Here is a 22957-nt window from a genome sequence, read left to right on the forward strand (position 1 = left end):
GGGCTCTCGGCCGGTCGAAGACGATCAGGATGCCACGACGGTGAGCAGCGCGAAGGCGGGTACGGACGACCGCGCGACGTCGGACAGGTTCGGCATGCGAGGACCCTAGGGGACGCCGGGCAGCGGCGGAAGGGGGAGGTTACCCGCCCGTAGCGGCGGTTGCCCGACCGGCCGGCGGAGGCGTGCCGTCCGGCCCCGGGCACCGTCTAGGCTGGGCTCCGACATGGAGCAGCACGAGTACGCGACCGGCGCCCGCGGGGTGGCCGGCGGCGTGGCGGACGGGCGCATGGGCGGGGCGGGGCAGCTCACGGCCCACGCGCTCACCGGTGCGTACCCGCAGGCCGAGCTGCTGGCCCGGCGCTTCGCCGACGCCGACGAGGCGGACGCGCACCGGCTGTTCACCGCCGTCTTCGGGCTCTACCCGGCCCGGCACCTCGGCGGCCGTCCCGCCGACCCGCACGGCCAGGCCGCCGGCACCAGCTGGTGGCACGGACCGACGGTCCACCGGGCCGCCTCGGCCGCCCGGCCCCGCGGACTGCGCCGCGCCCGCCCCGACACCCCGCCCGGACGCGTCCCGGCCCCCGCCGCCCCCGGCCGGCACCGTCGGCCCGACCGCACCCGGGCCGCCGTGCAGGGCGCCGCCGCGGGCGAGCGCCGCACCGCGGCCCGGCTGCTGCTCGCCCACCCGCTGGTCACCCCCGACGGCCCGCACGGTGCCGGCTTCCCGCTGATCCTCCGTCACGCCGACTGGCTGACGGAACGGTTCGGCGAACTTCTCGGCTACCCCCTCACCGTCGGCCCCGCCCACGCCCGGCTGCACAAGGCCCCGCTGGCCGACCGCGCCGTGTCCGGCTTCGGGCCCGACGGGTACGCGGCCCTCGTCCTCGCCCTCGGCGCGATCGCCGACCGGCGGGTGCCCGACCTCGAACGGCCCGAAGTGCCCGCGCTGCTGACGGACTGGCAGGTCGCCACCGCCGGACCCGACGGCGGCCTCGCGCTCGACCGCGAGCTCGCCCGCGCCCTGCTCGCCGCTCCGGCCCCGCCCGCGGTCGGGCCGGCCGGCACCCCGGCGCTGGCCGTCCGCCGGCTGCTCGCCGAGAACCCGGTCGTCCTCACCGACGAACTCGCCGCCCCGGAACGCGCCTGGCTGCTCGGCCGGCTGACCGCCGAGGCCGAGCTGTTCGCCGACTTCCTCGGGCTGGAGGCGGAGATACGCGCCGAGGGCATGGCCCTGCTCGACCCCGCCGACGAACTCTCCGACCTCGCCGACGGGCCGCTCGCCCGCATCGCACTGCTGGTCGCCGAACGCCTGGTGGAGGAGCTCCGCCCGCTGCCCGAGGAGGCCGCCCCGCCGGCCGTCCTCGTCCCCGACGCGCTGATAGACGGCGCCCTCGGAGACGTCACCGACGACCACGGGCTGCCCGAACAGCCCGAGTGCGACTACCTCGCCGACCGCACGGCCCTGCGCCGCGACGTGCTCGGCCTGCTGCACCGGATGCAGCTGATCGCCCCGGCCGGCCGCAACTGGGTGCTCCGCGCCCCCGCCGCCCGCTACGCCCCGCAGGCCGAACTCCACCCCGCCCCCGGCGGCGGCCGCCACTCCCGCAGCGACTGACGCCCGGCCCGGGGCGGCGGAGCGGGCTCCTCACTCCACGGCGCGGACGTGTTCGGCGACCTCGCGGAACTCCTGGACGGTGACGTCGTACTCCACCCGCTGGCCGTCGGCCAGCACGTGCTCGGGGGCGTCGACGATGGAGTCGTAGTAGACGGTCAGCTCCGGCCCGCCGTCGTCGGGCTTGATGTAGCCGTAGCCGTGGCCGCGGTAGTACGTCCTGACAGTGCCGGTGGCCATGGGACCACCCCCTCGCTCAGGGGTCGGTGTCGATGACGGCAGTATCGGCCGCAGGCCCGCCCGGCACCACTTGATCGGCTCAGCGGGCCGCCTGCACCGCCTCGGTGCGCTGGTGGTGCCGGACGGTCTCCGCGGTGGCGGCCACGCCGAGGGTGCCGAGCGCGACCGACGCGGCGACGGCCGCGCAGGCCAGCCACCGCCGGTGGCGGCGGGGGAGCGGGAAGCGGGTGTCCCGCGGGGGAATCGGGGCGGATGGTGCGATCATGCCCCGGAGCGTGGCAGACCGGTGTGAAAGGCCGGCCACAACCGGGTGAAGTCCCGGCGGAAGATCGACGTCTAGTCCGTCATCGCAGGTCAGGGCCGGTCCGTGCGGGAGCCGCGGTCGGCTGCCCGCACCCGTCCGGAGTACTACCGTGGAGCCGTGATCCCCGGAACGTCCGACGGAGGGGGCCGCGGGATCGTCAAGCCGCTGCCCCCGGAGTGGTTCGTGCCGCACGACGGCAACGCCGAGATGCGCTGGGACGCGCCCACCGGCCCCGGCCCGCACACCCCGAACGAGCGGTTCTTCGTCCGCAACCACACCCGCACCCCGCGGATCGACCCGGACACCTGGCGGCTGCGGGTGCACGGCAGCGGGCTGCGCGGCCCGGACGCGGTCTTCTCCCTCGCCGACCTGCACGCCCTGCCCGCGACCACGCTGGACGCGGTGCTCGAGTGCGCGGGAAACGGCCGCCGGTTCTGGGCCGAGCAGCAGGGCACCCCCGCCCCGGGCACCGCCTGGGGGCTGGGCGGCGTCGGCATGGCGGCCTGGCACGGCGTCCCGCTCGGCGTGCTGCTGGAACGGGCGGGCCTCGGCCCGGCGGCGGTGGACGTGCTGGCGGTGGGCCTCGACCCCGAGTACCGGGTGGGCGGCCGCAACCTCGGCCGGGTGCGCCGCCCGCTGCCGCTCGCCAAGGCCCTGGAGGACGTGCTCGTCGCGTACGGGATGAACGGGGAACCGCTGCCGCCCGATCACGGGGCGCCCGCCCGGCTGGTCGTACCGGGCTGGGTGGGGGTGGCCTCGGTCAAGTGGCTCGGGTCCCTGGAGGTCTCGGACCGGCCGCTGGAGTCGCCGTGGAGCACCGAGTTCTACCGGCTGTTCGGCCCCGGGCAGCCGGCGGACGGCGGTCCGGCGCTCACCCGGCAGTCCGTCAAGAGCGCCTTCGAGCTGGCGCCCGGGGCGGTGCTGGCCGCCGGCCGCACCCACCGGCTGCGCGGCCGCTCCTGGTCGGGGGCGGCCGCCGTCCGCGCCGTCGAGGTGAGCACCGACGGCGGCCGCGTCTGGCGGACGGCCGAGCTGCTCGACCCGCCGAGCCGGTACGGCTGGCGGCGCTGGGCGCTGGACTGGCGGCCCGCGGCGCCCGGCCGCTACGGGCTGCGCGCCCGCGCCACCGACCTGCTCGGCCGCACCCAGGGCGCCGAGGCGCCGTTCAACCGCGAGGGCTACCTCTTCGACGCGGTCGTGGTGCACCCGGTGGAAGTGGTCTGAGGGCGACGCGGGTCAGCCGAGTGCGATCCGCTCCAGCCGCGGCGCGCCCGCGGCACCGACGGCGGTGACCCGGACGGTGTTGGGCCCCGGCCGCAGGGTCACCGGCAGCGCCACCGTCTCCCAGCGGTCCCACCCGCCGGTGGGCCGGAAGGCGCGTGCGGCGACCACCCGGCTGCCGTTGACGGCGACGTCCATCGGCCGGTCGGCGGCACCGCCGTTGGCGTAGCGCAGCGAGAGGGTGGCGGCGGCCGGGGCGCCCGCCTCGACCGTCCACTCGGCCCCGGCCCCGGCACCGCCGTCGAAGGACGCCCAGGACGTCCCGGACGGGTCGGTCTCCAGCCGTCCCCGCCGCAGCACGGCCTCCTCGGCCCGGTAGGTCCCGGACGGGCCGGGGACCAGCTGGTAGCCGCGCATCGACCGGATCAGCAGGTGGCAGTCCTGCAGCGAGCCGGAGGTGTCGCCGAGCGAGCGGTAGATGCCCCACTTGGGGCGGACCCGGTCGGCGAGGAAGGTGTCCACACCCTCCTTCGCCGCGTCGACCAGGGTCGTCCCGCCGCTGCGCAGGATCCAGCGGACCGTGCCCTTCGAACCGTCGCCGATCCTGATCCGGAAGTCCACGTCGACCCAGCGGTCGTGCAGCGCCGCCAGGTCGGTCCGGCCGACCACCACCCCGGACTGCGGCAGGGCGAGTTCGACCGTCTCCCTGCCGCCGACCCGCCGCAGCGACTGCACCACGATCGGCGCGGTGCCGTTGCCGGGCTGCTTCATCTGCATGATGTGGGTGAAGGTCGTGGTCGCCCGGAGCGAGGACGGGACGTACACCGCGTAGGTGGTCCGCCAGGTCTCGCCGGCCCGCCACTCCAGCGGCGGGCCGCCCGCCGGACTGCGCATCCCGGTGACCTCGTGGCGCTGCCGGTCGGTGGCGGAGTCCCGGTCGACGGTGTGCATCGTCCAGCGGTACGCGTCGCCGTCGGTGGTGATGTGCGGCCGGGCGGACGGGTGCGAGCCGGCCCGGTCGTCCTCGACGGTCTCGAAGGCGCGCAGTCCGTCGAAGGCGGGGGAGGGCGACCAGCGCAGCTGCCAGCCGGAGACCGACGGGGCGGCCGGGGTCTCGCCGCGGGCGGCTATCTGGAGCCCGGCGGAGGCGGCGCCGCCGAGCGCGGCGCCGAGCAGCAGCCGGCGTGAAGGCGTGTTCATGACAGGGCTCCTGATGGTCGGGCGCGCGGCGGGGGTCCCGGGGCTGGCCGGGGCGGAGTCCGTCCAGCGTCGGGGCGCGCCGGGCCGCGGTCAAGCAACGTCAGGAACGCTTACGCCCGATTTAAGACTCGCCGTCAGGCCGCCGGATCGGCCGCCTCGTACGGCGTCAGCACCAGCCGCACCACGTCCTCCAGCCGCCGGCGGGCGTCGTCCAGGGTGGTCCGGCCGGTCACCCAGGCCGTCAGCTCGCCCTGCCAGGCGTGCCCCACGATGTGCCGCACGACGTCCCCCGTGCTCGGCGGCACCTCGGACATCACCGCGCGCAGCGCCGCACCGTCCGCCTTCGCCATCGCCTGCAGCGCCTCGCTGGCGAACGGATCGGTGGACGCCGCCACCGACACCCGCAGCCGGGCCAGCTCGGGCTGCCGCTGGTAGGCGCGCATGCCGTGCCGGACGAAGCGCACCATCCGGTCGCTGGCCGTGAGCCCGGCCCGGCGGCCGCGCGCCTCACCCACCAGGTCGGTCAGCAGCGAGTGGTGCCACTCCGCGATCGCTGCCGCGAGCAGGTGGTCCTTGGACGAGAAGTAGCGGTAGGTCGTCCCGAGGGCGACCCCCGAGCGCTCGGACACCTGGCGCATCTGCAGCCGCTCGACGCCGATCTCGGTCACCAGCGCGAGCGCGGCCGCGATCAGGTTCCCGCGGCGTTCCAGCTGACGGGGCGACATCGCCTCCACCGGACGGGGTGACAGGTCAACCTTGGTCACCTTCACCATGATAGGGCCCGGGGTCCCGCACGGGTATGACGCGATCGGTCACGGACGGGTCGCGCGCGCCTCCCGCAGCAGCGTCTCCTGCACCGCCGAGGCCACCAGCAGGCCGTCCCGGTTGTAGAACTCGCCGAGCGCCAGACCCCGCCCGTCCGAGGCCGAGGGGCTGCGCTGCGCGAACAGCAGCCACTCGTCGGCCCGGAACGGGCGGTGGAACCACATCGCGTGGTCCAGCGAGGCCAGCAGGGTGCGCCGCGGCTCCTTCCGCCCGAAGCGGTGCGGCTCCAGGTGCAGCGCCGTGGTCGAGGCCAGCGTCAGGTCGGACAGGTAGGTGAGCGCGCAGACCTGCAGCAGCGGGTCGTCGTCCGGCAGCGGGGTGCCCGTCCGCAGCCAGACGAACTGCTGCGGCACGCCCGGGAGCTCGGCCGGCATCCCGGGCGCGTCGGCCGGCAGGAAGCGCATCTCCAGCGCACGGAAGCCGGTCGACTTCGCGAAGTCCTCCGGGTTCGCCCGCTCCCAGGCCACGAACGGGTCCGGCAGCTCCTCCGGCCCCGGCACCGGCGGCATCGTGCGCTGCCGCTCCGTCGAGGACTCCGGGCGCTTGAACGACGCCGACATGGTGAAGATCGCCTCGCCGCGCTGAACCGCCGTCACCCGGCGGGTCGCGTACGAGGAGCCGTCCCTGACCCGGTCCACCTGGTAGACGATCGGCCGGGTCGGGTCGCCGGGCCGCAGGAAGTAGCCGTGCAGCGAGTGCACCGACCGCTCCGCGCCGATCGTCCGCCCGGCCGCGGTCAGCGCCTGCGCGGCCACCTGGCCGCCGAAGGCGCGCATCGGCGCGCCGGCATGGCACCGACCACGGAACAGGTTCTCGTCCAGTTCCTCGATCCGCAGCAGTTCGACGAACGGGGCCACCTGGTCGTCGGCCGGCATCCCCTGGTCCATGGCGTCGTTCACCGCCCCATACTGGCAGATCGCCCCCGCAGCGCGGTGTGACCTGGGTTACCCGTGGTGCGTCGGGGGAGTAGAACGTGTTCCATAAGCGATGGCCTGTCAGTCCCCGCACCTAGCGTCCTCGCCATGACGCAAGCCGTGCAGACGTACGCCTACCTGCGCCCCTCCGCGGTGCACCAGAACACCGCCGGGCGCACCCTCGCCCTGGAGACCTCCGGCGGCGCCGGCCCGCTCGGGGCCACCGCCAACCCGCGGTTCTTCAGCGGCTTCCTGACCTCGCCCGCGGCCGCCGCGGCCGCCCTCCTCGCGGTGGCCGACGTCGCCGCCGCCCGCTACTACCAGCCGCAGCTGCGCGCCTCCCTCGACCCGGTGGTCACCGCCGGCGGCGACCGGCTGCGCTTCGAGTCCTTCTCGGGCTGCTGCGGCGTGCACGCCCGCCTCGACGTCCTCGCCGACGGCCTGGACGGCGACGACCCCGGCCACGGCACCACCAACGTCGACGTCAACAACCCGCTCCGCGAGGGCCTGAGCCGGATCGGCGCCGGCGAGCCGCTGCACCTGGCCGTCGGCCCCGACGCACTGGAGGTCACCACCCTCGACGGCCCGATGGTCGAGAAGAAGGTCCCGCTGCCCGAGCGCTGGCTGCGCGGCTTCGCCGAGACCCAGGTGCTCACCGCCGGCTTCGACCTGCGCGCCGACCTGCCCGCCGCCGAGGCCGTCCGCTTCCTGCGCACCCTGCCCCGCACCGGCGGCCGCGGCTCCACCACCGGCTGGGTCGTGCCTGCCGGACGCACCCTGCGCCCGACCAGCCGCCCGGTGCCCGGCGCCGTCTGCCTGCCCGGCCCCGAGCGGCTCGCCGCCCTGCAGCGGGTGCTGCGGCACGCCCTCGGCCTGCGGGTCTACGGCCCGCCCGCCGCGGCGGCCCCCGGTGCGTCCGCCGCCTCCGCCTGGGAGGTGGTGCTGCCCGGGATGCGGCTCACCCTCACGCTCTCGCCCGACGCCTCGCGCGGCTTCTCCGGCGAGGGCGGGGTGCTCACCGCCCTCGCCGCCGAGGGCTCCGCCGAGGACGCCGAGCTGATCGCCACCCTGCTCGCCTGGGAGCCCAGGATCGACCCGGCCGAACTCGCCGCCCAGTCCGGGCTCACCGTCGGGCGGGTCCGCGCGGCGCTCACCCGGCTCGGCACCGCCGGCCAGATCGGCTACGACCCCGCCGACGCCGCCCACTTCCACCGCGTGCTGCCGTACGACGCCGGGCGCGCCGAGGCGCACAACCCGCGGCTGCGGGCCGCCCGGGCGCTGGTTGCCGCCGGCGCCGTCCGGCTCGGCGACGGCCTCGCCGAGGTCACCGTCGGCGACCACGTGCAGCGGGTGCGCACCGGCGCCGACGGACAGCTCGGCTGCACCTGCCTCTGGTGGGCGAAGTACCGGGGCGGGCGCGGGCCGTGCAAGCACGTGCTCGCGGTCGGCCTGGTCCGCGCCGGACAGCCGGAGGCCGCGCGATGAGCGTCGCCGACCTCGCCCGCAAGGGAGACACCGCGGCCGTCGCCGCCGCCCTCGCCGAGCTCGCCCCCGAGCAGCGCCGCGCCGAGGTGCCCGCGCTGCGCGCCCTCCGCAAGGAGCTGCGGGACAGCTGGTCCGGCTCCCCGGACCGGTGGACGGCCCTGCTGGTGGCAGGCGCCGGCTGCCACACCTCGCCCACCGCGGCCGCCGAGTGGATCGGCAGCCGGGTCTTCGAGGACCGCGCCGGCTGGCGCAACCCGCTGCTCGTCGAGGTGATCGAACGTCAGCCCGTCGAGTGGCGGCAGGTCGTCACCGCCCGGCTCGCCGAGCGCAGGGCACCCGGCTGGGGCTGGTCCGAGCACTTCCCGCTGCTCGAGTACCTCGTCCGCTCCACCGGCAGCCCGGTGCCCGCGACCGACTCCTTCACCACCCAGTGGGTGCGCGAGCGGTCCCGGCCCGAACCGCGCCACCGCGCCTTCGGCGACCTGCCGCCCGGCCGCGACCTGCACGCCCGGCTGGCCACCGACCCGTTCACCCCGGTGCTCGCCCCGCGGGTCTTCGAGGTGCCCGACCTCGCCGGCGAACTGGAGGGCCCCTGGGTCGCCCGGGACGACTCCGAGCGCTGGCCCGCCGTCCTCGCCCGGCTGGCCGCCGACGGCGTCCTCGACCGCGCCGACCTGCTCGACCGCTGCCTCGCCCGGCTGCTGCGCGGCGGCGGCCGCCCCAACGACCACCGGACCTACCTGACGGTCCTGCGGGCGCTGGCCCCCACCGCCGACGAGTACGCCGAGCGGGCCCGCACCCTGCTGGCGCTGCTCTCCGGCCCGTCCACCACGGCCGCCCTGGCCCAGGAGGTGCTCGCCTCGCTGGACGCCGCCGGCCGGCTCGACCCCGAGGTGCTCGACGAGGCGAGCCCCACCGTGCTGTTCCGGACGGAGAAGAAGCTCGTCCGCGCCCAGCTCGGCTGGCTCGACCGGGCCGCCCGCACCGCGCCCCACCGGGCCGGGCCGGTGGTCCTCGCCGCGGCCGGCGCCTTCGGCCACCCCGACCGCACCCTCCAGGAGCAGGCGCTCAAGGTGGTCGCCCGGCACCTGACCGCAGCCGGCACCGCCGTCCTCCCCGAGCTGCGGGCCGCCGCCGAACAGCTCGACCCGGCCCACCACCGGCGCGCCGCCGAGCTGTTCGGCGCCGAGGTGCAGGCCGAGGAGTACCGGGAGCTGCTGCCGCCCCCGCCGCAGCCCCGGCCGGTGCCCGCCCCGATCGCCACCCCGGCCGAACTCGCCGAGGAGCTCGGCGCGGTGCTCGCCGGGGACACCGGCCTCGTCCCCTGGGAGCGCGTCCTGGACGGGCTCGTCCGGCACGCGCACACCGACCGCGCCGCCCTCGCCGAGGCCCTGGACCCGGTGCTGAGGGCCCACCCCCACGCGCGGGACCTCGGGCTGATCGCCGAGGCCGCCGCCGGCCGGATGACCGTCGACCGGGCCCGCCAGGTCGCCGACCGCTCGTACCGGCACGGCAGCTTCCGCACCGCCTGGTCCACGCCCTTCGACCAGCAGACCGCCGCCCGGCTGGAGGAGGCCGTCCTGCGGCTGGTCACCCGCCCGTTGCCGTACCTGCTGGCCGCCCCGACCGACTCCACCGGATCGATCGACCCCGTCGTCCTGGTCGAACGGCTCGCCGGGTACGCCGCGCTCGGTGCCGACCCGGGCCCGGTCGACCTCGGGCAGGCCCTGCTGCGGGTGGCGCCGACCACCGAGCCCGCGGTGATCGCGGCCGCCGCGGCCGTCGGCACCCCGGCCGGCGACCGGCTGGCCGGCTGGCTGCGCGAGGGCGGCCTCCCGCGCCGTCCCACCGTGGTGCGGGCGCCCTCCGGCGGGCGCGGACGGGACGGCCGACGGCTCTCCACCACCCGCCGCCTGATCGACCAGGAGGCCGCCGGCGCCGGTCTGCCCGAGGACGCCGAACGGCTGCTCGACACCGCCGACCGGCACCTCCGACGGCGCGACGTCTGGTGGACCCCGCCCGCCCGTGAGCAGTGGACGGCGATCCTGCCGCACCACCGGGAGGAGACCGCCGCCCGCCTCATGGAGCGCTTCGCCTCCGCGGCGGACCTCGACGTGCGGGGCGGCGCCGACCTGCTCCCCGCCCTCGCCGAGGCCGGCGGCCCGGCCGGCCCCGCGATCCACCTGGCCCTGGCCTACGGCCTCGGCGCCCGGCACCCGGAGGACCGCACCGCCGCCGTCGACGCCCTGCTGGTGCTCGCTGCCCGCGGCGACCTGGACGGCGCCCTGCTCGGCCGCGAGAGCGCCGAACTCGTCGCCCTCGGCCCGGTGAAGCCCAACCGCCTCACCGAGTCGCTGCGCGTCGCCGCCGACACCGGCGCCCACGGCACCGTCTGGTCGGTCCTCGTGGCCGCCCTGCCCCGGCTGCTGGCGGGCGAACCGCCGCGCGGCGTCGGCGAGCTGCTGGCGGTGGCCGCCGACTGCGCCCGCCGCTGCGCCGCCCGCGGCCCGATCCCCGAGGTCACGGCCCTGGCCGCGCGGGGCGGCAGCTCCCGGGCCGTCCGCGAGGCGGCCGCCCTGCAGGAGGTGCTGGCGGGCTGACCCGGCCGTCCCCCCGATTGTTGAACGATCGTTCTTGACTGACCGTTCTTCAACTCGCTAACGTTCCGGGCATGGGACGACCACGCGCCTTCGACGAGGACGAGGCCGTCGAGGCCGCTGCCCGGCTGTTCGCCGCGCACGGCTTCGAGGGCACGTCGGTGGACGACCTGGTGGGCGCGCTCGGCGTCCACCGGGGCAGCCTCTACAAGGCGTTCGGCAGCAAGCGCGGCCTCTACCTGGCCGCGCTCCGCCGCCACCTCGACCGGGACGTGCTGCCGCTCACCCGGGCGGTCGCCGGGGCAGCGGACCTGCCCGCGGCCCTGGCACAGGCCGCCGCCGCGTACGACAGCGGGCCGGCGGCCGGGCTGCTGCTGCTCTCCGCCGCCGAGCGGGCCCCGCTCGACCCGGACACGGCCGCCCTGGTCGAGGAAGGGCTCGCCGCGCTGGAGGCCGCCTTCGCCGGGGTGCTCGGCGACGGCGCCGCGCCGCCGCTGGCCGAGGCGCTGGCCGCCACCGTGCTCGGCGTGCGGCTGCGCGGCCGCGCAGCCGAGGGCCGCCCGGGCGCGGCCGCCGTCCTGGCGCTGGCCGACCGCCTCACCCGCTGACCACCCGCACCCGTCCCCGCACGCTTCACCCCACCCGAGGAGCCATCAGATGGCACAGCTGTCCGTCGTCGGCGACACCCTGATCGTCGAGGTCGAAGGACTCGACAAGCTCTGGGCGCTGAGGAGCCGTCTGGAGATCCCGCTGGCGAACGTCCGCGGCGCCACCGCCGACCCCGGCATCGTCCACGAGTCCAAGGGCATCAGGATGGGCGGCACCCACCTGCCCGGCGTGATAACCGCCGGGACCTTCCGCTCCCAGGGCGAGTGGGTGTTCTGGGACGTGCACAACCCGGCCGGGGCCGTCGTCGTGGAACTCGCCGACGAGCGCTACAGCCGCCTGGTGGTCGAGGTCGCCGACCCGCGCGCCGCCGTCGCCCTGGTCGAGGCCGCGATGCGCGCCCACGCCGCCGCCCGCCCCGACCGGGCCTGAGCCCCGCACGGGCCCTAGGGTGGGCGCGTCCGACCGGCCCGCACCTCCGGAGCGTCCGTGCTTCACCTGCGTCTGATCGTCCCCACCGACCTGCGCGACCGCGTCCTGCAGGCGCTCGACGCCTGCGTGGGGGCGACCCACGTGATCGTCCTGCCGGACACGGCGGTCCGCCCGGAGGGCGACGTCGTGCTCTGCGACGTGGCTCGTGAGGCCGCGGACGAGCTCCTCGGCGCCCTGCGGGCCACCGGGCTGGCCGAGCGCGGTGCGATCAACGTCGAGGAGGTCGCGTTGACGATCTCCGCCGCCGCCGACCGGGCCGAGGAGGAGGCGCCCGGCGAGGGCGCCGACGCGCTCGTCTGGGAGTCGGTCTCGGAGATCACCCATGAGGAGTCCACCCTCACCGCCGTCTATCTGGCCTTCCTGACGGTGGCGACCATGCTCGCGGCCTGCGGCGCCGTCCTGGACAGCGCGATCCTGGTCGTCGGCGCGATGGCGGTCGGGCCGGAGTTCGGCCCGCTGGCCGGGCTGTGCGTGGCCCTGGTGCAGCGCCGCGGCCGGCCGGCCCTGCGGTCGCTCAACGCCCTGGTGGTGGGGTTCGCGGTCGCCATGGCGCTGACCGTGGGCTTCTGCTTCCTGATGGACCAGTGGGGACTGTTCACCAAGGAGATGTTCGAGGCCGGCAGGCCGAACACCTCGTTCATCTGGAAGCCGGACGCCACCTCCTTCGTGGTGGCGCTGCTGGCCGGCGTCGCCGGACTGCTCTCGCTGACCTCGGCGAAGGCCGGTGCACTGGTCGGGGTCGCCATCTCGGTGACCACCGTGCCGGCCGCCGCCAACGCCGCCGCCGCGGTGGCCTACGGCGACTTCGCGCAGGGCCGGGGCTCGGCGGTGCAGCTCCTGCTGAACATGCTGGGCATCGTCATCGCGGGTGTCGCGACCCTGGTGGTCCAGAACGTCGCCTGGAAGGCCGTCCGGGCCCGCGGCTGAGCGCCCGCCCGTCCGGCCCCGTCCTCAGACGGTGATCCCGTCGTCGTCCGCGGTCGCCGCGGGGCGGCGGGACGTGGACGGCGCCGGAGCGGCCGGGGCCGTGGGCACGGTCGGGCCGCCGTCCCCGGGCACCCGGGCGACCGCCCGCCACCACAGGGTCGGCGCCGGCGGGTCGGCCGGCTCGAACGGCGCACCCGGGCGGGGCACCGCGAACCGCACGCCCAGCGCCTGCGCCGCCGCCACCGTCCGCTCGGCCGGCTCCTCCCACGGGTGCGGCGCCAGGTTGAAGGTGCACCAGTGGATCGGCAGCATCAGCCCGCCGTCCAGGTCCAGGTGCGCCCGCACGCCCTCCTCGGGCGTCATGTGCACCTCGGGCCAGAAGTCGCTGTACGCGCCGATCTGCACCATCGTCGCGTCGAACGGTCCGAGCCGGCCGCCGATCTCGGCGAAGCCGGGGAAGTAGCCGGTGTCCCCGCTGTGGAACAGCCGGTGCCCGGAGCCGGCCACCACCCAGGACGCCCAGAGCGCGTACGGGTGGGTGCGCGGCCCGCGGCTGCAGTAGTGCCGGGCCGGCGTGGCGGTCAGGGTCAGCCCCGCCACCTCGGCCGACTCCCACCAGTCGAGCTCCACGATCCGCTCCGGCGGCACGCCCCAGTGCTCCAGGTGCGCGCCCACCCCGAGCGGGACGGCGAACACCGCGCCGCTCGCGTCCAGCGCCTTGATCGTCGGCATGTCGAGGTGGTCGTAGTGGTCGTGCGAGACCACCACCACGTCCACCGGGCCGAGTTCGGCGAGGCCGATCGGCATCGGGTGGAGCCGCTTGGGGCCCGTCCAGGAGAACGGCGAGCAGCGCTCGCCCCAAACCGGGTCGAACAGCACCCGGCGGCCGTCCAGCTCGGCGAGCACGGTGGCGTGGCAGAGCCAGGTCAGCCGCAGGCCGGAGGCGGGCGGCGCGGCCAGGTCGATCGGGTGCAGCGGGTGCAGCGGGACGGGGGCGGCCGGCAGCCGGCGGGCCCGGTCGCCGGCGAGCTGGGCCCGGCTGACCGAGAGCGGCGACTGCCCGTCGGCGAGCCGCCGGGTCGGGACGGGGTTCTGGAAGGCTCCGTCGCGGAACTGCGGCGAGCGCCGCACGCGCTCCAGCCGCTCGCCCGTGGGATCGGCGCCGAAGGCGTCCGTCCGGATCCGGTGCCAGGTGCGGCGCGGCAGTCGTCCGATGCCTCCGCCGTCGGTGAACGAGGTGCCGAACTGTGCGGCGAGGGCGGCTGCGCGGGAGATCCAGGGGACGGAGCTGGGCACGGCACCTCCACGTCGGGACATCCGTACGGCGGTGGCCGTCCGGCGTCCGCGGTCGCGGAGGCCGGCAGGCCGGACGCGTACGGGTGGGGCCGCTGGGGCTCCGCTGCCGTACGACGACCGTCGAAACCGGACACTACCCCTCCTGGCCCGTGCGGGCCCGGCCGAAACATGATCGGGCGAGCCGTTCGGCGGACCCGCCGGCCGGGCCCCGGACACGCCGGGACGGGCCCGCCGCCCGGCGGGACCGTCCGGGTGCGGAGGATCAGGCCGCGTAGAAGCGGGTGATCGTCTCGGCGACGCAGTGCGGCTTGGGGCTGCCCTCACTGCTGATGGTGAACCGCACCAGCGCCTGCACCCCGCCGGGGACCTCGTCGGCGGAGAGCAGCTCGGCGGTGGCCCGCACCGCCGTGCCGACCGGCACCGGCGACGGGAAGCGGACCTTCTCCGAGCCGTAGTTCAGGGCCATCGCGATGCCCTCGACGCCGTAGCACTCCTTCGCCAGCACCGGGATCAGCGAGAGCGTGAGGTAGCCGTGCGCGATCGTCCCGCCGAACGGGCTCTCCTTGGCGCGCGCCGGGTCGACGTGGATCCACTGGTGGTCGCCGGTGGCCTCGGCGAACAGGTTCACCTGCTCCTGGCCGATGGTGTGCCACTCGCTCGTGCCGAGCTCGGTGCCGACCGCGGCTTTCAGGTCGGCCAGCGAGGCGAAGGTCGTCAAGGTGCGCTCCAGGTGGGGTCGGGGCTCCGGTCCCCACGGCTGCGTCCGGTGGGGACAGTCGGAGAGTATGCCTACCGACCGGTCACCTGTCAGCGGGGGCCGGGCGCGCCGCGGCGGCGGCACCGACCGCGCGCAGCCGCCGCCCGCCCACCAGCTCCGGTGTCAGTGCCACGTACACCGGCCGCGGACCGCCCACCCAGGGGCGCAGCCCCGCGTCGTACAGGCCGTCCTGCGCGCGGTGGTCCCGGACCACCTCGGCGTGCCCGTGCACCAGGACGCTCCAGCCGGAGCGCGTCTCCGGGTCGAGCACGTCGGCCTGGAAGGCGGCGACCGTGCCGTCCAGCGCCCGCGCGGTGGTGCTGTCGGCGCGCAGCGCCAGCACCAGCCGGCCGTCCTGCGCCACCTCGAACGCCACCGGCAGCACCGCGGGCAGCGCGTGCTCGGTGTACACCACGCGCCCGACGGGCACGGTGCCGAGCAGGCGGCGGCACTCGGCCTCGCTCAGCTCCTCCACGGGGTCCTCGTACTCCATGGCACGATGCTCGGCCCGCGGCCGCGGAGCCGGTAGGGCCGATGGTCCCTGCCCGAAGGGTCCTCCGGCGGTAGCTTGTCGCCAGGCACGAAGGCGGAAGGGGGCTGGTGCGGGGTGGGCGGCGGCATCGAACTGGTGGTGATCGGCGCGGACGGGGGGCCGGACCGCAGCTGGTCCGGCTCGGAACGGGCCGCGGACGGCGCCCGCACCCTCGCCGCCACCCTGCCCGGCCGGACCTTCGACGCCGGGGCCCGGGGCTGCCGGGTCGACCTGCTGCCACCGGACGCCGACGCCAACACCATGCTCACCGCGCTGCGCGCCGCCGCGGCGAGACCCGCGCGGTGGCTGGTCGTCTGCCTGCTCGGCCAGCTCACCGCCGACCCCAGGGGACGGCGGATCGCGCTCGTCACCGCCGGCTCCACCCCCGACAACGCCTACCGGCGCGGCCTCGCCTGGGACTGGGTGGTCAGCGCCATGGTGCACGGCGACCAGGAGGAGACCCTGCTGCTCGTCGACGCGGTCGCCGACCGCGACACCTGGGCCGCCCTCGCCCGGGAGGACGCCGCGGGGGAGCTCCTCAGCCACTCCCGCGTCCCGCTCTGGGGACGGATCGGCCGGCACCAGGCCGGGCGGCGCGGCCGGGACGCCGTCCGCCCGGGAGGCGACGGATCGTTCAGCCGGCTCCTGGTGGACGCCCTCGACCGCGGCGTCCCCGGCGCACCCGCCGCCCTCGGCCCGCAGGAACTCGCGCCCGTCCTCGCGCACGAACTCGCCCTGCGGGACGGCGGCGCGGCCGAAGCCGGACAGGCCGTCGAACTCGTACCGGCCGACGGGGGACGGCTGCTGATGCACAATCGGGCCGCCGTCCGGGGCGCATTGGCCGGATTGTCGCTTTCCGACGAACTGTTGGCCGTGCTCTGGCGAGAAAACACCCCAACCGATCCGCCGAACGCGTAAGGTCGGACCGCCCGAGGTGTTGCTGTGCCGGGGCGGGTGGCGAAGAATCGATGTCCCCGCGGCGGCACCGAGGGACGGCAGAGGAATTGTGCGACCACGGCCGCGGACGAGGTCTGGCGCTACGAGGTGGGGCGATGCGGCAGCGCGGAAATGTGTTGCGCCCTGGGGCGGTCGGGATCGGTGGGGTGGCACTGCTGTTGGCGCTCAGTGCCTGTTCCGCCGCCGACGCCGGGGGTTCTGCGGACCGTCTGGGTACTCCTGTGACAGCTGTTCCCGGTGGGACTGCAGTAACTCCTTCGACTGGTCCGGGTACGGGCGGCAGCGCCCCCACCGAAGGCCCCGACGGAGCCGTCGCCCGAACGGTCCTGAGCACCTATCAAGCCTGGTGGGACGCCAAGGTCGAGGTCTTCGCACGGCCGGATTCGGACGGTTCGCAACTTCAGGCGTACTCGACCGGTCAGGCATTGAGCGACGAGCTCGCCAGCCTCCACCAACTGCGCGAGTCCAAGCTCGTGATGATCGGAGCACCCCGCACTTCTCCGGTGGTCCGGAAACTGGATGCCGCGGCCAATCCGCCGACGGCGGAGATCGAGGACTGCCTGGACGTCACGGGGTGGCACCAGGCCGACCCGGCGACCAAGGCAATCCGTGATCCCCAACAGCGCCTCGGGCGCTACGTTTCCACCACGCGACTGCGAAAGAACGGCGCGAGTTGGACCATTGTGGAAGTCACTCGTGAGGTGGGGCGGACATGCTGAAATCCTTGCGGCGCCTACTCGTTGCCGCACTGTTTCTGACGCTGGCGACCACTCCCGCGGTCGCCGATCAAGGGCCCACCGGTGACGTGGGACCGTGCAAGAACAGGTACATCTGCGTGGTCGTCACCGAGCCCGGGAGCACGGCCGAGCCCGGGGGCGGGAGCGGCGGGTCGTCGGGCGGGTCCGACGGCGGGGTGCAGATGTGCAGTTGGAACGGACAGCAGTGGCCCTGCTGGGACGACGACCTCGGCTGGTTCTCCACCGCGGACGGCTGCTACTACCACCGCTCCGAGCCGCAGCCGCCCGCGAGCGACCCCGCCTGGGACGGCCACGCCCCGTCCGAGGGCGCGGTGTACGAGGTCAACTGCCGCGGTGTCGGCGGCCAGTTGTCGCCGAAGCCGCCGATGTTCTTCGCCCAGCCGCCCGGCGGCCCGCCACCGCCGGACCGCCCGTACGACCTGGGCATGAAGGCGCTCGGCATGATCCACTTCGACTCGCCGGCGCTGCACGCCGCCCCGGCCGCCACCGCCGTCGTCGGGGTGCCGGTCTGGCTCTGGTACACCGCCGGGCCGACCACGGCCGGCCCGCAGAGCGCCACCGCCAAGGGCCGGACGATGAGCGTCACCGCCACCGCCCGGCTGACGAAGGTGCACTGGGACACCGGCGACGGCTCGGCCGGCGCCGACTGCACCGGCCCCGGCACCGCCTACACCCCGGGCGCCGGCACCGAACCGCCCTGCGGCCACACCTACCGGAAGGCGTCCGGCGGCCAGCACGACCAGAGCTTCTACCTCACCGCCACGCTGACCTGGCGGGTCGAGGCGGTGCGCTCCGACACCGGGGCGCGGGTGTTCGCGGTCGACTACCGCGTCGACACGGACCAGCCGCTGCCGCTGAAGGTCGCCGAGGTGCAGGCGCTCAACTGACCGCCGGCCACGCCCCGACCCCACGACGAACCACCAGTTCCGGAAAGGCCGAAGCCCGGTGGAAACCCGCAACGTCCCGACGCCGAGCGCAGGCACCGCCGCCCTCGCCCCCGACCCGCACCGTCCGGCCCCGCACGTGCCCCCGCGCACCCTGCGGGCCCGGCGGCGGCGGCCCGCCGTGCTGGCGATGGCCGTCGCGCTGATCGCCGCGGGCGGCCTCGGCGGCGCCGCCCTCTACACCAGTTCGGGGCAGCGGATCGCCGTGCTGGCGGTGGCCCGCGACATCCCGATGGGGCAGGCCGTCACCGCCGACGACCTGGTGGTCGCGCACATCGCCGGCGACCCGCTGCTGCGCCCGCTGGACGCCCGGGACCGGGCCCGCACCATCGGCCTGCGCGCCACCACCGACCTCAAGCGCGGCGCCCTGCTGCTCAAGGCGGACCTGACGGCGGAGCCGGTGCTCCGCCCCGACCAGCAGACCGTCGGCCTCGCCGCCAAGCGCACCCAGTTGCCCGCCACGCGGCTTCAGCCGGGGCTGCAGGTGCTGGTGGTGTCCACCCCGGACGCCAAGGGTGACCAGGCGGCCGGCCGGACGCCGGAGACGATCGCCGCGGTGGTGGTCACCGTCGGCCGGGTCGACTCCGACGGCAGCCAGGTGGTGGACGTGGCCGTCCCCTCGGCGGACGGGCCGCGGCTGGCCCTCTGGGTGTCCTCCGGCCGGTTCCAGGTGATCCTCGCGCCGCGGGCCGGCGCCCCCGCGCCCGCGCCGTCCACGAGCGGAACCACCGCGGCCGACGGGAACGCCGGGGCGGTCACACCCCCGGCCGGTACGCCGACGGGTGCCCCGAGCGGCAAGGCCAGTCCGAAGAGCGGTACGGGAGGTGGCACCTGATGGCGGTCGTCGCCGTGGTCGGCGGCCCGGGCGCGCCCGGGGCCACCACCACCGCCCTCGCCCTGCTGCTCAGCTGGCCGCTGCCGCCGGGCCGCAAGGTCCTGCTCGCCGAGTGCGACCCGGACGGCGGCGCCGTGCTGGCCGGCGCACTGGAGGGCCGCGTCGACGCGGTGTACGGGCTGCGCAACCTGGCCGTGGCGGACCGCCGGGGCCTGCTCGCCCAGACCGTCTGGGAGCAGCTCGTCGACCTCTCCCCGGAGGGCACCGCGGAGCGGCTGCTGCTGCCGGGCCTCACCGACCCCGCGCAGGCGCCCGGCCTCGCGTACACCTGGGAGCCGCTCGCCGACACCTTCCAGGCGCTGGACGGCCAGGGCTACGACGTGATCGTCGACCTCGGCCGGTCCGGAGCGACCGGCCCGGGTGCGGTGCTCGCCCGGCGGGCCGACGTGGTGGTGGCGACCGTCCGGACCACCCTGCGCGGCCTGTCCGCCGCCCGGCCGCGGCTGGCCGCGCTCCGCGACGACCTGGAGAGCGCCGGCCCGGGTGCCGACGCGCTCGGCCTGCTGCCGGTCGGCGAGGGCCCGTACCCGCTGGCCGAGGCCGCCCGCGAACTCGGCGTCTCCGCGCTGGGCCTGCTGCCCTACGCGCCGCGCACCGCCAGGGTGCTCTCCGACGGCGGAGACACCGCCGACCGGCGGTTCGTCCGCTCCGAGCTGATGCGGACGGTGCGCAGCGCGGCCGACCGGATCCAGGAGGTCGCGGCCCGCCGCCGGCAGCGCCTCGCCCCGCAGGCCCAGCCGTACCCACAGCCCCAGCCGTACCCACAGCCCCAGGCCCAGCCGTACCCGCAGGCCCAGGCCCAGCCCTACCCGCAGCCCGCTGCGGCCCCCGCGCCCGGCCCGGTGCTCGGGCCGGTGACGCCGCGGCAGCCGTGGGCGCCGGTGCCCGATCCGCAGCCGGTCGGCTTCCCGCAGCACATCGCACCGCCGGCCGTCCCGCAGCCGCCGGCACCGGCGCCCTTCCCGCCGCCGGACCGGCAGCAGCCGCAGAACGGGTACGGGGAGGTGCTCCGTGCGCGGTAGTCCGCTCCAGCAGGGGCCGTCCTCGCCGCCCTGGCACCTGCCGACCCCCGGTGCCGTGCCCGGCCCGGGCGTCGTCCCCGGTCCCGTCCGGCCGTCCGGGCCCGCCGCGCCCGTCGCGGCGGTGCCCGCACTGCAGCCGGTCGGCATCCGGCCTGCCGTCGACCCGCAGGTCGCCCGGGAGCTCAAGCGCCAGGTCGCGGCCGAACTCCACCAGCAGCTCGCCAAGCTGGAGGGCTCCGGCGAGGTCGACCGGGCCACCCGGCGCCAGCGCGGCCGGGCGCTGATCGAGGAGGTCGTCGCCCGCTGGTCCGACGCGTACGCGCAGACCCACGGCATCCCGCCGACCCGCGACCAGGACCGCGCGCTCGCCGAGGCCGTCTACGACCTGCTGTTCCGGGCCGGCCGGCTGCAGCCGTACCTGGACGACCCGGAGATCGAGAACATCCTGGTCAACGGCTGCGACGACGTCTGGGTGTCACGGGCCAACGAGCCGCTGCGGCAGGTGCCGCCGATCGCCGACAGCGACGCCGAACTCGTCGAGCTGCTGCAGGACCTGGCCCGCCAGCACGGCGGCGGCGAGCGCAGCCTCTCCACCGCCAGTCCCACCCTGGCGCTGCGGCTGGAGGGCGGCATGCGCCTGCAGGCGCTGACCGAGGTCACCCCGCGCCCGTACGTGGCGATCCGCCGGCACCGGGTCGCCTCGGCGACCCTCGGCGACCTGGTCGGACTCGGCACCCTGGACGCGACGCTGGCGGCCTTCCTGGCGGCGGCGATCCGGGCCAAGAAGAACGTCATGGTCACCGGCACGCAGGGCGTCGGCAAGACCAGCCTGCTGCGCGCGATGGCCGCCGAGATCCCGCCGGACGAGCGGGTCGGCACCCTGGAGACCGAGTTCGAGCTGTGGCTGCACACCCTCGGCCACCTGCGCCAGGTGGTGCCGATGGAGGCCCGGGAGGGCAACGGCGAGCGGGTCGACGGCCGGGTCGCCGGCGAGCTGACGATCGGTGAACTCATCCCGGCCGCGCTGCGGATGACGCTCTCGCGGATCATCGTCGGCGAGGTCCGCTCCGCCGAGGTGGTGCCCATGCTGCGGGTGATGACCAACGGCGAGGGCGGCTCGATGTGCACCCTGCACGCCCGCGCCCCGCACATGGTGGTCGACCGCATCGCCGAACTCTGCCTGGAGTACGGCGCCCACATGACCGACAGCCTGGCCTACCGGCTCACCGCCAACGCCGTCGACTTCGTCGTGCACGTCACCATGGTCGACGAGACCGCCGTCGGCGGCCGCCGGCACCGCTTCGTCTCGCACGTCCTGGAGGTCACCGGTCTCGGCGAGAGCGGCCGCCCGGCGATGAACCAGGTCTTCGGCCCGCGCACCGAACAGGGCGAGCCGCGGGCCGTCCCGCACACCCCGCCGCAGTGCCTGGACGACCTGCGCCGGGCCGGCTTCGACGCCGGCCTGCTGCAGTCCCCGTACGGCAGTTGGGGCGCCCCGCTGGGGCTGCGGATCGGCGGTGCCCGCTGATGCTGCTCTTCGTGCTCTGCGGCCTCGCCGTCGCCGGCGGGCTGGTCGCCCTGGTGGCCGGCCTGGTCGGCACCCGGGAGGAGAAGCCCGAGGCCCGGCCGGGCAGCGGCCGGCTGCACACCTTCTGGTACGGCGCCCCCGGGACGGCGAGCCCAGGCCGCGCCAGGACCCGGCAGGTCCAGGCCGTGCTCGCGGTGGCCGGTGGCGCCGGCGCCTGGCTGTTCACCGGGATCCCGCTGACCGTGCTGCTGCTGCCGCTCGCCGTCTTCGGCCTGCCCTGGCTGTACGACGCCACCCGCTCCGACACCCGGCGGATCGAACGGCTGGAGGCGCTCGCCGAGTGGACGCAGCGCCTCGCCGACGTGCTGCTGCTCGGCGTCGGCCTCAACCAGGCGATCGTCACCAGCCGCCGCACCGCGCCGCCCGCCCTGGAGGCCGAGATCGGCGACCTCGCCGCCCGGCTGCAGTCCCGCTGGCGACCGGAGGACGCGCTGCGCGCCTTCGGCGACGAACTCGCCGACGCCACCGCCGACAAGGTGCTCGCCGCCCTGCTGCTGCGGTCCGGCGACAGCGGCCCCGGCCTGGCCCGGGCGCTCGCCGACATCGCCGAGTCGGTCCGCGAGGAGGTCCGCCAGCGCCGCGCCATCGAGGCCGACCGGGCCAAGCACCGCACCACCGTCCGCTGGCTGGTCGGCATCATCCTCGCGGTGATCGCGGCCGGCGCCCTCAACCCGCGTTACACCGCGCCGTACGCGAGCGTCACCGGCCAGGTGGTGCTCGCCGTGGTCGCCGCCGCGTTCGTCGGGGTGATCGCCTGGATGCGCTCGCTCGCCGCCCACACCCCGCTGCCCCGACTGATCGAGCCCGACCGGCGCAGCAAGGCCGGCCGGCTGCCCGGCGACCCGGTCGAGGCCGAGCCGTCGCCGGAGGCCGCCGCCGCGGCCAAGGAGGCCCGATGATCTCGCCCTGGGCCGTGCTCGCGGGCGGCGCCGCGGCCGGCGGCCTCGCCCTGCTGCTCGCCGAACTCCGGCCCGCGCCGCCGGACCTCGGCCAGGCGCTCGGCCGGCTGCACCGCACCCCGGACCCGCGCCCCGCCGAGGAGACCCGCCCCGCCTGGTACGACCGGATCGGCGCGGACTCGCTGCGGCTGCCCGGCGCCCGGATCCCGCACCAGCAGCTCGCCCTGATCGGCCGCAGCCCGGCCCGGTTCATGGCGCACAAGCTGCTGTTCGCGCTGGTCGGACTCGTCCTGCCCGGCTACCTGGTGGCGATGGCCGCGGTCGCCGGGATCGGCCTGCCGGTCGCCGTGCCGCTGCTGGCCGGCCCGCTGCTGGCCGCCGTGCTCTGGCTCGTCCCGGACGGCATCGTGGCCGGCGAGGCGAAGGAGGCCCGCACCGAGTACCTGCACGGCGTCGCCGCCTACCTGGAACTCGTCGCCCTGGAGCGGGCCGCCGACTGCGGACCGGCGGAGGCCCTGCGGCGGGCCGCCGCGGTCGGCCGCGGCACCGTCTTCCGGCGGATCCGGGACGCCCTGGAACGCGCCGCCACCGACCGCCTGCCGCCCTGGGACGGCCTCGACGCCCTCGCCGCCGAACTCGGTCTGACCCCCCTCCAGGACCTCGCCGACATCATGCGGATCTCCGGCACCGACGGCGCCGCCGTGTACGACACCCTGCGTGCCCGCGCCAAGAGCCTCCGCGGCGAACTCCTCGCCGAGGAACTGGCGCAGGCCAACACCGACAGCGAGCGGATGGTCGCGCCGGGATCGGCGCTCACCCTCCTCATGACGGTGCTGATCGTCTTCCCCGCGCTGTACCAGATGCTCGACGTCAGCTGAGCAGCCGA

The 22957-nt window shown here is 76.3% G+C and carries 23 protein-coding genes and 1 pseudogene; 15 read left to right on the forward strand and 9 right to left on the reverse strand.

From position 1 onward, the window contains the following. Window positions 1-223 precede the first annotated feature (223 nt). Complete coding sequence (locus tag AB0442_RS11680; RefSeq protein WP_366162321.1) at window positions 224-1615, forward strand: DUF2398 family protein; 1392 nt, start codon at window positions 224-226, stop codon at window positions 1613-1615. A 30-nt stretch (window positions 1616-1645) separates the two neighbouring features. On the opposite strand, the gene AB0442_RS11685 is transcribed toward AB0442_RS11680, so the two are convergent. Both AB0442_RS11685 and AB0442_RS11690 read right to left on the reverse strand, forming a co-directional pair. After that, complete coding sequence (locus AB0442_RS11685) at window positions 1646-1852, reverse strand: cold shock domain-containing protein (protein WP_363541226.1); 207 nt, start codon at window positions 1850-1852, stop codon at window positions 1646-1648. A 79-nt stretch (window positions 1853-1931) separates the two neighbouring features. Next, window positions 1932-2117, reverse strand: coding sequence for a hypothetical protein (locus AB0442_RS11690; RefSeq protein WP_363541224.1), 186 nt, complete (start codon window positions 2115-2117; stop codon window positions 1932-1934). Window positions 2118-2273: 156 nt separating this feature from the next. Here AB0442_RS11690 and AB0442_RS11695 point away from each other — a divergent pair, with 156 nt between their 5' ends. Then, window positions 2274-3380: a sulfite oxidase gene (locus AB0442_RS11695; protein ID WP_366162323.1), complete on the forward strand. Its 1107-nt coding sequence runs from the start codon at window positions 2274-2276 to the stop codon at window positions 3378-3380. A 12-nt stretch (window positions 3381-3392) separates the two neighbouring features. On the opposite strand, the gene AB0442_RS11700 is transcribed toward AB0442_RS11695, so the two are convergent. The 4 genes and pseudogenes from AB0442_RS11700 to AB0442_RS11715 form a co-directional block, all read right to left on the reverse strand. Next, window positions 3393-3794 (reverse strand): carbohydrate-binding protein, encoded by a 402-nt coding sequence (locus AB0442_RS11700; protein WP_366162433.1) that lies wholly within the window; start codon window positions 3792-3794, stop codon window positions 3393-3395. Further along, a pseudogene (locus AB0442_RS11705) lies at window positions 3774-4577 on the reverse strand (Tat pathway signal sequence domain protein); the annotation flags it as partial. The pseudogene AB0442_RS11705 and the gene AB0442_RS11700, both read right to left, overlap by 21 nt. Before the next feature lie 134 nt (window positions 4578-4711). Continuing rightward, window positions 4712-5341, reverse strand: a complete 630-nt coding sequence (locus tag AB0442_RS11710; RefSeq protein ID WP_344628313.1) for a TetR family transcriptional regulator — start codon at window positions 5339-5341, stop codon at window positions 4712-4714. A gap of 48 nt (window positions 5342-5389) precedes the next feature. Beyond that, window positions 5390-6301, reverse strand: a complete 912-nt coding sequence (locus AB0442_RS11715; protein WP_363541220.1) for an acyl-CoA thioesterase II — start codon at window positions 6299-6301, stop codon at window positions 5390-5392. 123 nt (window positions 6302-6424) lie between these two features. Between AB0442_RS11715 and AB0442_RS11720 the strand changes: the two genes are divergently transcribed. The 5 genes from AB0442_RS11720 (at window position 6425) to AB0442_RS11740 (ending at window position 12423) form a co-directional block, all read left to right on the forward strand. After that, the gene (locus tag AB0442_RS11720) at window positions 6425-7801 is read left to right on the forward strand and encodes an SWIM zinc finger family protein (protein ID WP_366162325.1); all 1377 of its coding nucleotides are present in this window, start codon (window positions 6425-6427) and stop codon (window positions 7799-7801) included. Further along, the gene (locus tag AB0442_RS11725) at window positions 7798-10401 is read left to right on the forward strand and encodes a DUF6493 family protein (RefSeq protein WP_366162326.1); all 2604 of its coding nucleotides are present in this window, start codon (window positions 7798-7800) and stop codon (window positions 10399-10401) included. Before AB0442_RS11720 ends, AB0442_RS11725 begins: the two co-directional genes overlap by 4 nt. A gap of 71 nt (window positions 10402-10472) precedes the next feature. After that, window positions 10473-11006, forward strand: coding sequence for a helix-turn-helix domain-containing protein (locus AB0442_RS11730; RefSeq protein WP_366162327.1), 534 nt, complete (start codon window positions 10473-10475; stop codon window positions 11004-11006). Window positions 11007-11055: 49 nt separating this feature from the next. After that, window positions 11056-11436, forward strand: coding sequence for a hypothetical protein (locus AB0442_RS11735; protein WP_366162328.1), 381 nt, complete (start codon window positions 11056-11058; stop codon window positions 11434-11436). A 57-nt stretch (window positions 11437-11493) separates the two neighbouring features. After that, entirely contained in the window at window positions 11494-12423 is a 930-nt protein-coding gene (locus AB0442_RS11740) for a DUF389 domain-containing protein (protein ID WP_366162330.1), read from the forward strand. A 24-nt stretch (window positions 12424-12447) separates the two neighbouring features. Here AB0442_RS11740 and AB0442_RS11745 read toward each other — a convergent pair whose 3' ends face one another. The 3 genes from AB0442_RS11745 to AB0442_RS11755 all read right to left on the reverse strand — a co-directional run bounded on the left by AB0442_RS11745 (window position 12448) and on the right by AB0442_RS11755 (window position 14969). After that, window positions 12448-13638, reverse strand: a complete 1191-nt coding sequence (locus AB0442_RS11745) for an MBL fold metallo-hydrolase (protein WP_366162434.1) — start codon at window positions 13636-13638, stop codon at window positions 12448-12450. A gap of 343 nt (window positions 13639-13981) precedes the next feature. Continuing rightward, window positions 13982-14437, reverse strand: a complete 456-nt coding sequence (locus AB0442_RS11750; RefSeq protein ID WP_363541208.1) for a MaoC family dehydratase — start codon at window positions 14435-14437, stop codon at window positions 13982-13984. 82 nt (window positions 14438-14519) lie between these two features. After that, entirely contained in the window at window positions 14520-14969 is a 450-nt protein-coding gene (locus AB0442_RS11755) for a pyridoxamine 5'-phosphate oxidase family protein (RefSeq protein WP_366162331.1), read from the reverse strand. A gap of 114 nt (window positions 14970-15083) precedes the next feature. Here AB0442_RS11755 and AB0442_RS11760 point away from each other — a divergent pair, with 114 nt between their 5' ends. The 8 genes from AB0442_RS11760 to AB0442_RS11795 all read left to right on the forward strand — a co-directional run bounded on the left by AB0442_RS11760 (window position 15084) and on the right by AB0442_RS11795 (window position 22949). Then, window positions 15084-15926, forward strand: coding sequence for a hypothetical protein (locus AB0442_RS11760; protein ID WP_366162332.1), 843 nt, complete (start codon window positions 15084-15086; stop codon window positions 15924-15926). Window positions 15927-16111: 185 nt separating this feature from the next. Further along, complete coding sequence (locus AB0442_RS11765; RefSeq protein WP_366162333.1) at window positions 16112-16684, forward strand: hypothetical protein; 573 nt, start codon at window positions 16112-16114, stop codon at window positions 16682-16684. A 200-nt stretch (window positions 16685-16884) separates the two neighbouring features. Further along, window positions 16885-17610 carry an ATP/GTP-binding protein gene (locus AB0442_RS11770; RefSeq protein ID WP_366162334.1) on the forward strand — a complete coding sequence of 242 codons (726 nt, stop codon included), beginning with the start codon at window positions 16885-16887 and terminating at the stop codon, window positions 17608-17610. A gap of 58 nt (window positions 17611-17668) precedes the next feature. Next, on the forward strand, window positions 17669-18502 hold the full coding sequence (locus AB0442_RS11775) for an SAF domain-containing protein (RefSeq protein ID WP_366162335.1): 834 nt from the start codon (window positions 17669-17671) through the stop codon (window positions 18500-18502). Beyond that, window positions 18502-19584, forward strand: coding sequence for a hypothetical protein (locus tag AB0442_RS11780; protein WP_366162336.1), 1083 nt, complete (start codon window positions 18502-18504; stop codon window positions 19582-19584). The genes AB0442_RS11775 and AB0442_RS11780 overlap by 1 nt, the downstream gene beginning before the upstream one ends. Then, window positions 19574-21112: a CpaF/VirB11 family protein gene (locus tag AB0442_RS11785; RefSeq protein WP_366162338.1), complete on the forward strand. Its 1539-nt coding sequence runs from the start codon at window positions 19574-19576 to the stop codon at window positions 21110-21112. The genes AB0442_RS11780 and AB0442_RS11785 overlap by 11 nt, the downstream gene beginning before the upstream one ends. Then, window positions 21112-22071 (forward strand): type II secretion system F family protein, encoded by a 960-nt coding sequence (locus tag AB0442_RS11790; RefSeq protein ID WP_366162339.1) that lies wholly within the window; start codon window positions 21112-21114, stop codon window positions 22069-22071. Before AB0442_RS11785 ends, AB0442_RS11790 begins: the two co-directional genes overlap by 1 nt. After that, window positions 22068-22949, forward strand: a complete 882-nt coding sequence (locus AB0442_RS11795; protein ID WP_359985231.1) for a hypothetical protein — start codon at window positions 22068-22070, stop codon at window positions 22947-22949. The genes AB0442_RS11790 and AB0442_RS11795 overlap by 4 nt, the downstream gene beginning before the upstream one ends. Window positions 22950-22957 lie beyond the last annotated feature (8 nt).

The organism is Kitasatospora sp. NPDC085895, from assembly GCF_040702125.1.
Lineage (GTDB): Bacteria > Actinomycetota > Actinomycetes > Streptomycetales > Streptomycetaceae > Kitasatospora > Kitasatospora arboriphila.